Source organism: Paenibacillus sp. F024 (genome assembly GCF_057814255.1).
This window is the reverse complement of the sequence record NZ_JBVASZ010000006.1, coordinates 35,419-50,385: the sequence shown is the minus strand read 5'-3', so window position 1 is coordinate 50,385 and position 14,967 is coordinate 35,419. Positions and strand designations below refer to the sequence as shown.

General features: G+C 49.7%; 19 protein-coding genes. 1 reads left to right on the top strand and 18 read right to left on the bottom strand.

Going from position 1 to position 14,967, the window contains the following annotated elements:
• From ACZYR9_RS08665 to ACZYR9_RS08620, 10 genes are all read right to left on the bottom strand, one after another.
• Positions 1-717 carry a response regulator transcription factor gene (locus tag ACZYR9_RS08665; RefSeq protein WP_488978074.1) on the bottom strand — a complete coding sequence of 239 codons (717 nt, stop codon included), beginning with the start codon at positions 715-717 and terminating at the stop codon, positions 1-3.
• Between the two features lie 42 nt (positions 718-759).
• Positions 760-2,007, bottom strand: a complete 1,248-nt coding sequence (gene ccsA / locus ACZYR9_RS08660) for a cytochrome c biogenesis protein CcsA (protein WP_488978073.1) — start codon at positions 2,005-2,007, stop codon at positions 760-762.
• Positions 2,004-3,680 carry a cytochrome c biogenesis protein ResB gene (gene resB / locus ACZYR9_RS08655; RefSeq protein ID WP_488978072.1) on the bottom strand — a complete coding sequence of 559 codons (1,677 nt, stop codon included), beginning with the start codon at positions 3,678-3,680 and terminating at the stop codon, positions 2,004-2,006. Before resB ends, ccsA begins: the two co-directional genes overlap by 4 nt.
• Before the next feature lie 36 nt (positions 3,681-3,716).
• Complete coding sequence (locus ACZYR9_RS08650) at positions 3,717-4,235, bottom strand: redoxin domain-containing protein (RefSeq protein WP_488978071.1); 519 nt, start codon at positions 4,233-4,235, stop codon at positions 3,717-3,719.
• Between the two features lie 68 nt (positions 4,236-4,303).
• Entirely contained in the window at positions 4,304-5,065 is a 762-nt protein-coding gene (locus ACZYR9_RS08645; protein WP_488978070.1) for a pseudouridine synthase, read from the bottom strand.
• A gap of 19 nt (positions 5,066-5,084) precedes the next feature.
• Complete coding sequence (locus ACZYR9_RS08640; RefSeq protein ID WP_488978069.1) at positions 5,085-5,426, bottom strand: hypothetical protein; 342 nt, start codon at positions 5,424-5,426, stop codon at positions 5,085-5,087.
• A gap of 79 nt (positions 5,427-5,505) precedes the next feature.
• Positions 5,506-6,039 carry a spore maturation protein gene (locus ACZYR9_RS08635; protein ID WP_488978068.1) on the bottom strand — a complete coding sequence of 178 codons (534 nt, stop codon included), beginning with the start codon at positions 6,037-6,039 and terminating at the stop codon, positions 5,506-5,508.
• 6 nt (positions 6,040-6,045) lie between these two features.
• Complete coding sequence (locus ACZYR9_RS08630) at positions 6,046-6,645, bottom strand: nucleoside recognition domain-containing protein (protein WP_488978067.1); 600 nt, start codon at positions 6,643-6,645, stop codon at positions 6,046-6,048.
• A 23-nt stretch (positions 6,646-6,668) separates the two neighbouring features.
• Positions 6,669-7,841 carry a D-alanyl-D-alanine carboxypeptidase family protein gene (locus ACZYR9_RS08625; protein WP_488978066.1) on the bottom strand — a complete coding sequence of 391 codons (1,173 nt, stop codon included), beginning with the start codon at positions 7,839-7,841 and terminating at the stop codon, positions 6,669-6,671.
• A gap of 202 nt (positions 7,842-8,043) precedes the next feature.
• Positions 8,044-8,340 carry a DUF6509 family protein gene (locus ACZYR9_RS08620; RefSeq protein ID WP_488978065.1) on the bottom strand — a complete coding sequence of 99 codons (297 nt, stop codon included), beginning with the start codon at positions 8,338-8,340 and terminating at the stop codon, positions 8,044-8,046.
• A 165-nt stretch (positions 8,341-8,505) separates the two neighbouring features.
• Here ACZYR9_RS08620 and ACZYR9_RS08615 point away from each other — a divergent pair, with 165 nt between their 5' ends.
• A complete protein-coding gene (locus ACZYR9_RS08615; RefSeq protein WP_488978064.1) occupies positions 8,506-8,679 on the top strand; it encodes a hypothetical protein in 174 nt (57 codons plus the stop codon).
• Positions 8,680-8,732: 53 nt separating this feature from the next.
• Here the strand turns inward: ACZYR9_RS08615 and ACZYR9_RS08610 are convergent, their stop codons facing one another.
• From ACZYR9_RS08610 to ACZYR9_RS08575, 8 genes are all read right to left on the bottom strand, one after another.
• Positions 8,733-9,665 (bottom strand): manganese-dependent inorganic pyrophosphatase, encoded by a 933-nt coding sequence (locus ACZYR9_RS08610; RefSeq protein ID WP_488978063.1) that lies wholly within the window; start codon positions 9,663-9,665, stop codon positions 8,733-8,735.
• A gap of 167 nt (positions 9,666-9,832) precedes the next feature.
• Entirely contained in the window at positions 9,833-10,285 is a 453-nt protein-coding gene (locus ACZYR9_RS08605; RefSeq protein ID WP_488978062.1) for a DUF441 domain-containing protein, read from the bottom strand.
• Positions 10,286-10,428: 143 nt separating this feature from the next.
• Complete coding sequence (gene ytfJ / locus ACZYR9_RS08600) at positions 10,429-10,908, bottom strand: GerW family sporulation protein (protein ID WP_488978061.1); 480 nt, start codon at positions 10,906-10,908, stop codon at positions 10,429-10,431.
• 75 nt (positions 10,909-10,983) lie between these two features.
• Positions 10,984-11,676 carry a DUF2953 domain-containing protein gene (locus tag ACZYR9_RS08595; RefSeq protein ID WP_488978060.1) on the bottom strand — a complete coding sequence of 231 codons (693 nt, stop codon included), beginning with the start codon at positions 11,674-11,676 and terminating at the stop codon, positions 10,984-10,986.
• A gap of 132 nt (positions 11,677-11,808) precedes the next feature.
• On the bottom strand, positions 11,809-12,423 hold the full coding sequence (scpB, locus tag ACZYR9_RS08590) for an SMC-Scp complex subunit ScpB (protein ID WP_488978059.1): 615 nt from the start codon (positions 12,421-12,423) through the stop codon (positions 11,809-11,811).
• Positions 12,392-13,177, bottom strand: a complete 786-nt coding sequence (locus ACZYR9_RS08585) for a segregation and condensation protein A (RefSeq protein WP_488978058.1) — start codon at positions 13,175-13,177, stop codon at positions 12,392-12,394. Before ACZYR9_RS08585 ends, scpB begins: the two co-directional genes overlap by 32 nt.
• Positions 13,178-13,214: 37 nt before the next feature.
• The gene (gene ribH / locus ACZYR9_RS08580) at positions 13,215-13,685 is read right to left on the bottom strand and encodes a 6,7-dimethyl-8-ribityllumazine synthase (protein ID WP_488978057.1); all 471 of its coding nucleotides are present in this window, start codon (positions 13,683-13,685) and stop codon (positions 13,215-13,217) included.
• A 29-nt stretch (positions 13,686-13,714) separates the two neighbouring features.
• Positions 13,715-14,935: a bifunctional 3,4-dihydroxy-2-butanone-4-phosphate synthase/GTP cyclohydrolase II gene (locus ACZYR9_RS08575; RefSeq protein ID WP_488978056.1), complete on the bottom strand. Its 1,221-nt coding sequence runs from the start codon at positions 14,933-14,935 to the stop codon at positions 13,715-13,717.
• Positions 14,936-14,967 lie beyond the last annotated feature (32 nt).

Here is a 14,967-nt window from a genome sequence, read left to right as displayed (position 1 = left end):
TTATTTTGGCACCTCTAGCTTATAGCCTACGCCCCATACGGTTGTAATCATAGAGGCCGCTTCAGGCGACACTTTATTCAGCTTCTCGCGCAGACGTTTGACATGCGTATCGACGGTCCGCAGATCACCGAAAAATTCGTAATTCCAAACATCCTTGAGAAGCTCTTCCCTAGAAAACACTTTGTCCGGAGATACAGCCAGGTAATGAAGCAGCTCATATTCCTTCGGCGTCAAAGCAACCTCCTGCCCTCCTGCCGTTACCCGGTGCGCATCATGCTCAATCACCAGATTAGGGAATACGATATTATTGCTGGAGTTTACTTCCTTGGATAAATATGCGGTAACCGATGAACGCCTTAATATAGCCTTCACGCGATAGATGACCTCGCGCGGGCTGAAGGGTTTTACAACATAATCGTCGGCACCGGATTCAAAGCCCTGTACGCGATTCGTCTCTTCCCCTTTGGCCGTAAGCATGATAATCGGTGTCGATTTGACTTGACGCAGCCTTGCGCATACCTCGTTGCCGTCAATGCCCGGCAGCATGACATCAAGCAATATCAGGTCGTAGTCCGTTTCAAGAGCTTTCCGAAGCGCCGACTCCCCGTCCTCCGCCTCTTCGATGCGGTAATTCTCTTTCTCCAGATACATCCGCAAGAGCCGGCGGATCCGTTCTTCATCATCCACAACCAAAATACTCATATTTGTGTCCGTCATGGATATCCCTCTTTTCTTCAGATCTAAAAGATATGAATTCGATTATGTACCGGAGTAGGAGTGCAGTCCGGCAATAACCAGATTGACGCCGATTAGCGTAAACATTACAACGAGAAAGCCGATGACAGATAGCCATGCCGACTTCTTGCCCTGCCAGCCGCGGGACAGCCGAAAATGCAGGTAAGCGGCATAAAATAGCCATACGATCAATGCCCATACTTCTTTAGGATCCCAGCCCCAGAAGCGCCCCCATGCCTTCTCCGCCCAAATCATGGCGAAAATCAATGCTCCCAGTGTAAAGATCGGGTAGCCGATGGCAATAGCGCGGTAGCCGATTTCGTCGATATCGTCCGGATCAACCCCTTTCATCAACGGCTGAAGCGCTTGACCAAGAGGCTTTCGTGCAATCAGCCGGAGCACAGCATACGCAATGGCGCCAAGCAAAACCGACCAGATCACCGTATTCAGCTTCCTGCCGGCATTCGCTCCTTCCATCCATGAAGGAGCCTCGAACAACGGCTGCGTCATCCCGAGAAACGGCTTCATCTCCACCTGCTCGCTCTGATAAGGCTTGACGATCGGAGGCAGTACATATTCGACCTGATTGGTCACAACCTGCTCCACGTTGTTATCGTCCAGAATCTTCTGCTGCTGCGTAAAGACCGCTTCGTATCCGGCAGCTTTAAAGCTGAATATAGAGGCGACGAAGGCCACAATCATAATCACGGTAAACAGCGTAAACTCTACACCGCGCTTCTCCCTTCGCTCACTGCGGCTCGTTCCTTCGAAGTTGACGCTTTGCAGCAGGTACATGATGCCGGCTGCAAAGCCTACGGCAAAGAAAGCTTCTCCCAAGGCGGCGGTCGTTACGTGAATTTTCAACCAGTAGCTCTGCAGAGCGGGAATCAAAGGTTGAATTTCCTGCGGAAATACCGAGGCATAGCCTATCATAATGATGGCTACGGGCAGTGAGAAAGCGCCGAGCGCCGGTGCCCGGTAAATCAAAAACACCACAATAAATGCAAGGACAATCATCATGCCCAGGAAGGTCATAAATTCAAACATGTTGCTGGTCGGAATGTGTCCTGCCTCCGCCCAACGGGTGAAGAAGAATGTCACATGGGATAAGAATCCGAGAATGGTGAGACCAAATCCGATCATACCCCAACGCCGGACATAGCTTTGCGGATCCGTAACCCGCACCGATTTTTGGCCCGTGATCCCGATGACAAACCCGATCATGGCTATACAATAGACGATGAACGCTATGAGCAAAAAAGAACCGCTCACTTTTGGACCTCCCTTCTTTCCAATGCTTTGGGATCGACATCGATCCCCGATTTTTGCAGGACCTGCGCTACCTCTTTACGGATCCCGTACCAATTCTTGTTGGTATGCGCTCCGAGCGAAAGACGCCCGTTATCAATGCGCAGCCACACACGGCGGTGGTGCCAATAAAAGCCCATGACCAGACCGATCATGGAGATCGCAGCTCCAACCCATATGAACGGCATGGCGCGATCCACTCTGATATTTAAGAAGCTGATATACTCCGATATCTCTACATCGTTCATGGATCCTACGGAGAGCTCCAGCTTATCCGCTAATGCGCCGTTAATCTCATCCTGACGGAAGTTGACCTTATCGATCTGACGCGGGAAGTACATGTAAGGCTCGCCTTCAGGCTTCAACCCGGGTCCCTTGATCTCAAAAACGAATGCCGGCATTTTCGGATCGTTGGATTTGGTCAGAGGCATGCCCTTGTTATCCATTCCGAAATCCGGAAAATAGGCTTTTAATTTCAGGTCGTAAGGGCCTGCCTTATAGATCTCTGCAGGCTTTTTCATCGATATATCGAAGCTGCCGTACGTTTCGCCCGTTTGCTTGTTTTTGAGCGATGGCTTGACGGACAGAAGCATAGGAGACATTTTGAAGTCGAATTGGAAGGCCATTAGACCTTCATACATCAGAGGCTCATTGACAAGAATGTTATGCCGGTGCACCTCCGTAAGAATCGGCTCCTTCACCGGATCGTCGCAATCCTCGGTACATTTGTACAAAACCGCTTGCGTTTCGTAAACCTTAGGCACAATCTGGCCTTTATCACGGAAGCCTTCCGACATTTCTTCTTCACTGTATAATTCCAGTGTAAACTTCTCGTTTTTTAAATAATAGGGAGAATCCGGTATTTTGATAATCTGCCCTTCAGGAAACGCCAGATGCTGGTCCATGTGCCATCCGGGAATACTCCGCATAAGTACGGCCGCCAGAAAAATAATGAGACCGATGTGATTGATATAAGGTCCCCAACGACTGAAGCGGTTTTTTTCCGCGAGCAGCGCCGTGCCGTCGGTATGTACACGATACCGCTGCTTGCGCAGCAGTCCTGCGGCCTTCTCCGTCCATTCCAGCGACGCTTTTTCTCCGGGATCCCCTCCCGGTAGCTCCCCTACGTACGATACCTTCTGTCTAGTAATAAAGCTGATGTGCTTGCGGATCTGCTGCTTGCTGAGCGCACGGTAAAGCGGCAAAACCCTGTCAAGACTGCATACGACAAGGGATGTGCCGATCATGAACAACAGGGTGATAAACCACCACGACTCAAAGGTGTGCGTCAGTCCCAGCAAATAGTAAATATGTCCGAGCGTACCGTAATTCTCTTTGTAATACACCGACGGATCAATATTCAGAAATGTGTTTTCCTGCGGATATATCGTGCCCAGCGAGGAGCCGACCAACGTGATGATAATCAGATAAATCGCGACTTTGACCGAGGAAAAAAAGTTCCATACCCGGTCAAGCACACTGGGATTAGTGCGCTGAGAACGCCTGGCCACCCCGTCATATCGCATCTCAAGCGGCTCACTGCCGCCCTCGTCCGTCAAAGGCTTGCCGCAGGATTCGCACAGAACCGTGCCGACATGATTCTGATGTCCGCATTCGCATTTTGTATTATGAATCATGTGACCTCCTTGGCTGATCGATCTTTGATCTCAAAGTTACTTCAATATGGACGCCACCGTTTGTTCGATATAGGCTTCGTCCATCCCGCCAATCCGGATCTGGCTGATCGTTCCGTCAGGCTTCACAAAGAATGTCGTCGGATATTGAGACACCCCGTAGCGCTTTCGCGTTTCTTCGTTTTTGTCCATCAGGATAGGAAACGTTACTTTATATTGATGGATGAAATTTTCCACCGTGACCTTGGGTTCGTCCAAATTGAGTCCAAGCACGACAAGCTTGTCTCCCCACCGGGCATGCTGCCTTTCCAATGCAGGCATCTCTTCGCGGCAGGGCTCGCAGAATGTTCCCCAGAAATTAACGACCACGGCTTTCCCCTTAAAATCCGATAGCTCATATGTTTTCCCATCAAGCCCAAGCAGCTTGAAATCGGGAGCGGAGGCCCCCTGAACCGGCTTTTTGTCGCCGGAAAACAGCTGGCTAGTGAGCGTCAATGCGCCGATCGCCACGATCACGGCAAAAATGGCCATCTGGATCCATCGTCTATGCTTTCCCATGATCTCTCACCTTCATACCACTTGGATGTAAATCCTATTTTCATTATAGCGAAAAATGTCACAAACGATTATTCGCCTTTTTGAATTTTATGTGTCTTGACGTCGCCTGCAAGAAGCGCTTCATTCCTCAGCTCTTCGACTTCCTGTGGGGTCAAGTAACGGAATTTGCCCCTGGGCAAGCCGGAAAGCTGAAGGGGACCGAACTGAACCCGCTTCAGCTTCACGACAGGATGATGAATGGCGTCGAACATACGCCGTACCTGACGGTTACGCCCTTCATAGATAGTGATTTTGATGACCGCTTGCTTCTTCTCCATATCCACATCCTGATATTCCACCTCAGCCGGCGAGGTCATGCCGTCGTCCAGCTCGATTCCGCTTCTCAGCTTGTCCAATTGCGTTCCGTGCGGAACTCCTTTGACCGTAGCCAGATAGGTACGAGGCACGTGATGCTTCGGATGCGTAAGCAGATGGGCAAACTCTCCGTCATTGGTCAGCAAGAGCAAGCCCTCGGTATCATAATCGAGCCTTCCGATCGGATATATGCGCTCTTTAATGGTTTTGAAAAATTCCGTAACCGTTTTGCGGCCTTCCGGATCCTGAGCGCTGGTAATGACACCCTTCGGCTTGTTAAAAATCACATACACTTTGGATTGGCGCCGGATCGGACGCCCGTCCACTTTAATAAAATCCTGGGACGGATCCACCTTGACGCCCAGGGTAGTTACTACCTGATCATTGACTTCCACACGTCCTGCGGTAATCAATTCCTCGCATTTTCGACGGGAGGCCACACCCGCTTCGGCCAATACTTTTTGCAAACGTTCCATCTTGTCGATTCACCTCAAGCTAATGATACCTATCCTCAGGCGAAATCACAAGCTGAGACCATGGAAAAAAGCGTCCCGGACACAAATTCGTATGCGGAAATATGTCAGACGGGTGAAACTTATACAGATCGGAGAGCCTTAGAGTCAGTTTATTCAGCAAAAACAGCTGTTCTTTTTCTGTTGCGCCGTACAGCGCAGTGGGTTTGGAAAAATCGCCTTCGAGGCAAATGTGAATGTAAAGAGGATCGGTTTGTTCGGAAGAAGGGATGATGACGCCGCTTTTGGCGATAAAAAAATCATACCCTTTTCCGTTTATGGCGGAACAGACGGAATGATGAATGATAATTCCGTAAAACTGCACGCAGCTCACCTCTTCCGGGTTAACTGCTTGCAGTATATGTGCGGATTGCGGGGAGGGTTCCATACGCGGCAGATAGAGATCAAACGAATACGAGGTAACAGATGACGACAGAAGCAATAAACCCGACGGCATCGGAGATCAAGCCTACCTTCAAGGCATAGCTGGCCTTGCGGATACCGATCGCCCCAAAATAGACGGTAATCACATACAGAGTTGTATCGGTACTGCCCTGAATGGTGGATGCGATGCGACCAACCATCGAGTCCGGTCCGAACTGCGAGATCAAATCCGTGGTAAATGCGAGTGAACCGGCGCCTGTAATCGGTCTTAGAAAGGCAAGCGGCACGACTTCCGTAGGCAGTCCGATCGCTTCGCAGATCGGCTTCATCCATCCGATAAACAGATCCATGGCCCCGGATGCGCGAAATACGCTGATCGCGACCATCATCCCGACCAGATGCGGGATAATGCGGATGGCTGTCTCAAATCCGTCCTTGGCCCCGTCTACGAACGACTCGTAGACGGGCACTTTTCGATAAGCCGCATACAGCGGAATAAAGACGATAATGACGGGGATGGCCCAAGAGGAAATCAAATTGACCAAATCATACATTTGCCATCATCCTTTCCCCGACCCGAGCGGCGGGCTCTTGCTCCGGTACCATCGGTCAACCATAATGGCTGCCATGGTAGAGATGAAAGTAGCCATCAATGTCGTTCCGACGATTTCCGCCGGGTTCGCCGAATTATAGCTCATGCGGATAGCGATCAGCGTCGTTGGAATCAATGTAATGCTGGCGGTATTCAGGGCAAGCAGCGTGCACATGGCCGGACTCGCGATATCCTTGTTCGGATTGAGCTTCTGCAGCTCCTGCATCGCCTTGATTCCCATCGGTGTGGCGGCATTACCCAAACCAAAGATGTTCGCGCTCATATTCGACATGATATACCCGAGCGCCGGATGGTTCCTGGGGACCCCCGGAAATAAAAAACGGACCAGGGGGCTCAGCATTCTCGCCATCTTCTGCAGCAGTCCCGCATCCTCGGCAATCCGCATCATGCCAAGCCAAAAGACCATGATGCTGATCAGTCCGAAGCATACGGTTACGCCGCTCTTGGCACCGTCGAAAACCGCTTCCGTCACCAAATCGATTCTTCCTTGAAACGCCGCTACAACAAACCCGGCCACAATAAAAAACAACCAGATGTAATTGACCATGAAACGATCGCGCTCCTTCCCGTTTAATCGGCTTGACCGGTAAAGAGCACACGGGTTAACGCCTGAAGAATATACAGCCATTCGTTCGCGCGCGCTTCATTCACCCATTCCGTTTCCGTGAAGGAAAAGGAAGAACGGTCATTCCTATGAAGACGGGGACTGTCCTTAGCATACAGCGGGACGGAACCAATCGGTTTACCGTTGAGCAGGAACTGCAAGCGGCCCGCTTCACCAAGCCTGTATGCCATCGATCCGGCTTCATTCATCACCATTTGCCGTGTAAACCTGCTCTGTTCCGCTTCTTCCGCAGGATAGCTGAATGATCCGCCGGCCGCAAAGTCCGTACCTAACACAGACTCGCCTGAACGGATAAGCGGGATAAGAGGGTAATGCTGAAAGCCGTAGTCCAGAAGCCTGGCATGGTCGATCCAATCGTTCGGATCATTCAGCGTCACCACGGCGAGCTGCTGCCCTCCCCTGGTCGCTGAGGAGACAAGACACCGTTTGGCAAGCTTGGTGTATCCGGTTTTGACCCCGTCAGCGCCTTCATACAGAGACAGCATTTTGTTCTTGTTGATCCAGGAATAATCCCAAGCTTCATTGGGATTAGGCACTTTTTTCACTTTGGTTTTGACGATTTCCTGGAAGACCGGATGCTTGAGCGCGTAGGCCGTCAGCTTGGCCATATCATTCGCCGTGGAATAATGTCCTTCCGTATCCAGCCCCGACGGATTTTTGAAGCTGGAATTCGTCATACCGATCATCCCCGCCTTCTCATTCATCAAATAGGCGAAGCCCTCCACGCTACCGCCGACATGCTCGGCAATCGTCATCGCCGCGTCGTTTCCGGATCTCAGCATCAAACCGTACAAAAGATCCTTCAGACTCATCTCCTCATCCAGCTTTAAATAAATGGAAGATCCTTCGGTTCCAGCCGCATTCCTGCTAACCTTCGCCATATCGCTCAATTTTCCGTGCTCAATCGCCACAATGGCCGTCATAATCTTGGTAAGACTCGCGATCCTCATTCTCTTGTCCCCCTGGATGCTGTACAGAAGCCTCCCTGAAGTGACATCAATAAGAGCCGCGCTCTCCGCACTGACGGATACGCCGGGCGCCGCCTGGACCCGTGCAGGCAGCAAGGCTCCCGTCCAGACGAGCAGTACAGCAAGTAGCAGCAGACATCCTTTTCTCATCGTCATCCTCCCGCAAGCCATCCTTTGTAAACGGAACCTCCAGCGCCTATGTGCAAGCAAGCTCCTTTTCATCTTGTACATGTATATGCTCTCAGGACAAGGTTATGAATGGCTTGACCGAATCCGGCTGGCCGCGCTGAATCCGATTGCGGACAAAAAAAGAGCAAATCCGGACCGGATTCACTCTTCATAGGATACGGGCTTATTTTACGTCGCCGGGCAGGTGCTCTTTACAATAAGCTTCCACCCTCTGTTCTTCTTCCTCTTCCAGATCGAACCCCAGATACTGCTCTGTCGACTTCTCGAAAATGTCATATTTCACGATGCTTGTTTTATTGTCATCCACACTGTAGATGACCCTGACATATAAACCGTTCTCCGAGTAAAGCTCGTCATCCTCAGGAACCTCAATATCAAGTAAAAACTCATACCTGTCTCCGGTCAAGATACCGAAGGGGTCTTTGATCAATTCCACTTTATGGCCGGTAATCGTAAACATGCTATCATCCTTTCTAAACCTGTGAACCTTATTATACAACAATACAAATGGAAAGAAAGGACAAACGATGGAGAGGATTTTAAAAGGCCTTTTCCAATGCAGTGCATTTGCTGCAGGACTTTATGATATAATTCACTGATACCAAGTGATGACGGGGGGCTGAACATGAAAATTTATGTAGTGATTTCATTATCCGGGGAAGAAATGGATAATGTATTTGTCAGCACGGATGAAGAAAAGGCATTGTCCTTAACGACAGCTGATTTTGATGAGTGCGACGCGCTGTTCGTGGAAGTATGGGAGGACGGCTCAAAAATCGACGATTACCGGCTTCAATAAGCGGACAAAGGCTGCCGGACCCATCGGTCCGGCAGCCTTCTTAAACGGGAAATTTAGTTTTTGTTAAAGATGTCCGTCAACACAGGCACAATTTGCGATTTACGCGATACAACGCCTTTAAGAACGGCTTTGTTATCCACCAGCTGCACATTGTATGCTTGCTCAACAGCATTCGCTTTTTGGCCGAGTGCCAATGCAATGGAATCGTTGTTTAAAATATCCGTTACCACGAAAACGAACAGGTCCAAGCCCTTTTCGGCGATGATGTTGGAAAGTGCGGCTTCCAATTCCGCCTGGCGTGCAAGCACATCGTTCGTATCGACTGCGTTGACTTGAGCAATTTCAACCTTGGATCCGCCCATTTGGAATTCCTTGGAGTCCAGGGAGATCAGCTGGCTGATCGTTTTGTCGCTCAAATCAGCACCGGCTTTCAGCATTTCCAATCCGTAGCTTTCCGGATTGACGCCGGCAATTTCGGCCAATTCACGGGCAGCCGCTACATCTTCTTCCGTGCAAGTCGGCGATTTGAAAAGAAGAGAATCCGAAATAATAGCGGACAGCATCAAACCGGCAATAGGCTTATCAATGGAAATCCCATTTTCTTTGTACATTTTTTTGAGGATCGTTGCCGTGCAGCCGACAGGTTCAGCACGGTAATACAAAGGGCCGCTGGTTTCAAAATTTGCGATACGATGGTGGTCAATTACCTCTGCCACACGGACTTGATCGATGTCTGCCGCACTTTGCTGGCGTTCATTATGATCGACCAAAATGACGCTTTTCACTTCATTTGCAACGGTTTCAACCAAACGAGGAGCTTCAGCGTTGAATTGGTTCAACGCATATTGCGTTTCTCCGTTAATCTCGCCCAAACGGACAGCCTCAACATTCAGGCCCAATTTGGTTTTCAAATCAGCATACGCAATAGCAGAACAAATGGAATCCGTATCAGGATTTTTATGCCCGAAGATAAGTACTTTTTCCATGATCTTACTCCCTTATTCTTTTTTTATTAGCGAGAAAAGTATACCTTAGAACGACATTCACAATCAAGATCGATTATATCATAATATCACTCTAATTCCTATTATTTTAATAGGAATACTTCAATCTTGCAACATCAAAAAAGGATATCACTCATCCGGCTGCGGCTCTACATTCTCCCGATCACAAGGGACAGGATGCCTGCGGCGATCAGCGGCCCTACCGGAACCCCTTTAAACAACGCCACACCAAGGATTGTTCCTATAAGCAAGCCCATAGTGACCGTAGGCTGGTTCAGCATAAGGGCAGCCCCGCGACCTCCCAAATAAGCAACGATGACACCGATCCCGACGGCAATGAGCGACTTCCAATTCAAGAATGACTGAACGACTGTTTGAACGGTCAGCTTTCCGCTGGCAATCGGAGTCATGATACCGATCGTCAAAATAATAATCCCCAAAGAAAGCCCGTGCTTTTCCAACAAGGGAAAAGCCTGGTGCAGATTAAGCACTCTTAAGAGAAGCAAAACAACCATGGCGATCGTAATGGAGGCATTGCTGCTTATGATGCCAAGTGCTGCAAAAAGAAGCAGAATCAACGATGGCATGTCAAACTGATGCATCCTAAGCATCTCCCTTCTTCCATAAAGCGATTTTGAAATAGACTCCTAAGTTAATATAGAGAAAACTTCAATAAAGAGCAAATGCATTTAAGTAAATAGCAAAGCTGCCCCGTTCACAGGAGCAGCTTCTTATCAGGAGAAGTTTACACGATGAAATTTTGATTGTCGAGATGGGACAGCGAAGATGTGCCGGACGCTTCCCCCGCTCCTGTCTTTCCAGCGGATTTCATCATCGACTGCAGCCGGTCTACAACCTGTGGAGCGGAGTCGATCAGACGCTCCAGAATATGCGTTTGGTTATCCAACGGCACCACTTTAACGCCATTTTTCCCTACAACCAAGAAAGCGATAGGCGTAATGGACACCCCGCCGCCGCTTCCGCCGCCAAAAGGCAGCGAGACCTTGGCATTCATGGCATCATTGCGGTTGGCTCCGCCGATGGGCTCTTCGCTTACAAATTCACTTCCTCCAGCCGCGAAGCCGAAACCAACTTTACTGATCGGCATAATTACGCTGCCATCGGGGGTTTCAACAGGATCGCCTACAATCGTATTGACGTCGACCATTTCTTTAATATTTTCCATTGCGGTCTTCATCAGACCCTGAATGGGATGCTCACTCATAAAATCAACCTCCTAGAAAAATGGGATCACATGACTCGACTTAAACACTTATATCGTGTCCCTTAAGAGGTATGATTATGTAGATCCTGTACCGCCTGCAGGCAGAAGTGTGCTGCGCCATGCACGAAGTCCGCCTTTAACTTTAAGTATTCGCGTCAGCAGACGGATGACGGCACTAATGACAAAAGCCAAACGTATTTGCAGCGTGCATACGCCTTCGATGGCGAACTGGTTTTGGTTAAAAGCCGGCATGACCTGCAGCTGGGGCTGGACGTCCAAATGAATAAAACGGAAAAGGTATCCCAAAAGCGAGGCCTTAATTCCCCAGATCGTACCTACAAGAAACGCCGTCTCGGGGGCATCTCCGATACCGACAGTGGTCTTCCAGTTGAGCTGCGTACAGTGAATACGACGTAACGTGGTGAACAACCATTCGTAGAATTGAGAGCAATGCTGAAGCAGGGTCTGTACCTTTTCGTAGACTTGCTTTATTTTCTCCAGATTAATCTTCTGCTTCTGGTCTTTGATTAAGCTGTCGGCTTTCACATTAACTTGCTCTGTCTGCAGCTCCAAGCCTTCGGTCCAGTTTTTGAAGCGAAGGGCAGGGATATTGTAATTGAATCGAACAAGGCCGAAGAAAGCACGGATATTCAATAAAATTTCATCATTATGGCCTTGATGGGTTATCGTTATCCGGATCCGAACCCGGCTTAGCGCCAAGAGAACGACCAGCACACCGATTAACCCGGCGGTCCAAGCCCAAAACATCTCAAGCAACCCCTTCCTAAAAGGCTAACCCATGTCTCCCAAAAAATGAAAAAACCTCTGAAAACCAAGAAGCTTTCCGCTTCTTTTCCTCAGAAGTTAGTATAGCCCTGTTTAGGCGAATCATGCGTTTTTTTAGACTTGATCCGGATCGTCTATCTCATCGATTGTGATTTGCTTTCCGTCCAGCTTCTCGAACAGAAGCCTCGTTTCTTCTTCCAGATTATCTTCATTCTCGAACATCGTCGTTTCCGGGAGATCTGCGATTGAAGCCAAGGCAAAATAATCCAGAAACGATTTGGTCGTACCATATAAGATAGGTCTTCCCGGAGCATCCGCACGGTCCACTTCCTGAATCAAATCCTTGGCGACCAGTGTTTGAAGCGCCCGGTCTGACTTCACACCGCGAATCTCCTCAATATCGATACGGGTAATCGGCTGTCTGTACGCCACGATAGCAAGGGTTTCCAGTGCAGCTTGCGATAATGACGTTCGGGAAGGCGAGTAAGCCAGACGTTCAAAATAAGGAGCATGATCGGGGAGCGTCGCCAACTGGTACGTACCGGCAAGCTCAACGATTTGAAGACCTCTATTCTGACTTTTCATGTCCGACTGTAAATCCGATATCAGCTCACGGATAAAATCGGCGTCCTGCTCCAGCACTTCGGACAGCTGTTTGGCATCCAGTCCTTCATCTCCCGCCACAAACAGCAAGCCCTCAATAACTGATTTCATCTGTCCAAAGTCCATTCGCCGTTCCATCCTCTCTTGCCTGTATCACAATATCGTCGAAGAGCTGGTGCTGAAAGCAAATAATGCGTTTGACCTTCATCAGCTCAAGCAATGCCAAAAACGTAACCACAACCGCTTCCTTTGCCGCATCCTCCTGCAAGAGCCTGGAGAAAAGCACTTTGCCTCCCAGCTTCTCAAGCGCTTCGATCACCTCAAACATCCGATCCTTGACAGAAATTTCGTCTTTACGGATTTTGGCGATGGCATTGCGGCTGTGCATACGGCGCAGCGCTTTGCGGAACGCATGAACCAAATCGGCCACGTGAAGCCCTTTGACTGGATTTTCAACAACGGTGGAAACATAGGGAGTTAAATCCTCCGGCTCCCGGGTAAAAATCAAGCTGCGCTCCACTTCCTTATCCCGCAAATGATCGGCTATCGCTTTATATTTACGGTATTCGATCAGCTTCGCAACCAGCTCTGCCCTTGGATCGTAATCCTCCTCCATCATATAGTCGTCGAATTCCAGGTCGATCACGGGCGGCTTTGGAAGCAGCATTTTGCTTTTAATCGACAACAAGGTAGCCGCCATGACAAGGAACTCGCTCGTTACCTCGAGCTCGAGCTCCTGCATGGCGTCCAAATATTCCATATATTGATCCGTTATCTCTTTGATCGGAATGTCGTAAATATCGACTTCCGCCTTATCAATCAAGTGGAGCAGTAAATCAAGGGGGCCCTCAAAGGTTTCCAGCTTTACTGTGACTTTCACTTTCCGTTCGTTCCCCCTTAAATCATGCCTTCATCGTTTATTTAGAAAATTGCTTGGTCAGGTTAGCCATTTCGATCGCGCTTGCCGCCGATTCCCAGCCTTTGTTTCCGGCTTTCGTTCCGGCACGCTCCACAGCCTGCTCGATCGAATCTGTCGTCAGAACGCCGAAGATGGTAGGCACTCCGGTTTTGAGTGCGATCGCCGCAACCCCTTTCGCCGCTTCGTTGCAGACATAATCAAAATGAGGAGTTGATCCGCGAATAACCGCGCCCAACGTGATAACGGCGTCGTAGCGTCCGCTTTCAGCCATTTTTTGCGCGATCAAAGGAATTTCAAAGGCTCCCGGAACCCAAGCGATTTCGATTTCATCCTCTTGTACGCCGTGGCGCTTCAACGCGTCCAGAGCGCCGCCCAGCAGCTTGTTCGTAATAAATTCATTGAAACGACCCACTACAATACCGTATTTTAATCCCTGAGATACCAAATGTCCTTCGTATACTTTCGCCATAACTCCCTAACTTCCCTTCATTTTAGAAATTATTTTTTTGCGCTAAAATCCAGCAGATGGCCAAGCTTGGCCTGTTTCGTATGCAAATAGTTCGTATTGTCTTCGTTTTCTTCCATTTGAATCGGCAGGCGTTCGATGACCTCCAGGCCATAGCCTTCCAGTCCGCGAATTTTACGCGGGTTGTTCGTAAGCAGCCGGATTTGTCTCACGCCAAGATCCTTCAGGATTTGCGCGCCGATGCCGTAGTCCCTTAAATCAGGCGCAAAGCCCAGCTTCAGGTTCGCGTCTACCGTATCGAGCCCCTGCTCCTGCAGCTTGTATGCCTTCAGCTTGTTGATGAGCCCGATTCCCCGTCCCTCTTGGCGCATATAGAGCAGCACTCCGGCGCCCGCTTCGTTGATTTGCTTCAAGGCCGCAGCAAGCTGCGGTCCGCAGTCGCAGCGGTGGGAGTGGAACACATCGCCGGTCAAGCACTCGGAATGGACGCGCACCAGGGTAGGGCGGTCGCCGTCAATCTTGCCTTTGACCAAAGCCACATGCTCCTTTTGATCCACAACATTCGTATAGGCGATGGCGTTGAATACGCCGAAATCGGTAGGCATCCTGACTTCGACTTCACGCTGTACAAGCTTTTCCTTATGATTCCGGTATTTGATCAAATCTTGAATCGTGATGATTTTGATGTCGTGCTTCCGGCTGATTTCCATCAGCTCAGGCACCCTCGCCATTTCACCGTCTTCCTTAATGATCTCGCAGATGACGGCTGCCGGGTAAGATCCGCACATGCGAGCCAGGTCAACCGAAGCCTCGGTATGGCCGGTACGGCGCAGCACGCCGCCTTTCTTGGCAACCAAAGGGAAAATATGACCCGGTCTGCGGAAGCTATGCGGCTTGGTATGCTCATCAATTAGCGACATCACCGTGCGCGACCGCTCCGATGCCGAGATGCCCGTCGTCGTTTCAATGTGGTCGACGGACACTGTAAACGCGGTCCCGTGGTAATCCGTATTTTGCGTCACCATCGGCGGAAGATCAAGCTCCTGAGCCCGTTCCTCGGTAATCGGTACGCAAACCAGACCGCGGCCTTCTTTGATCATAAAATTGATGACCTCGGGCGTCGCCTTCTCGGCCAGAGCGACGAAGTCGCCTTCATTCTCGCGGTCTTCATCATCTACGACAATAATGACTTTTCCGAGCATCAAATCGTAAATCGCTTCTTCAATCGTATGAAAACGGATTGCTTGTTCCATTGTTCTCACTCCTTTATGCTGCTGTATCTTCG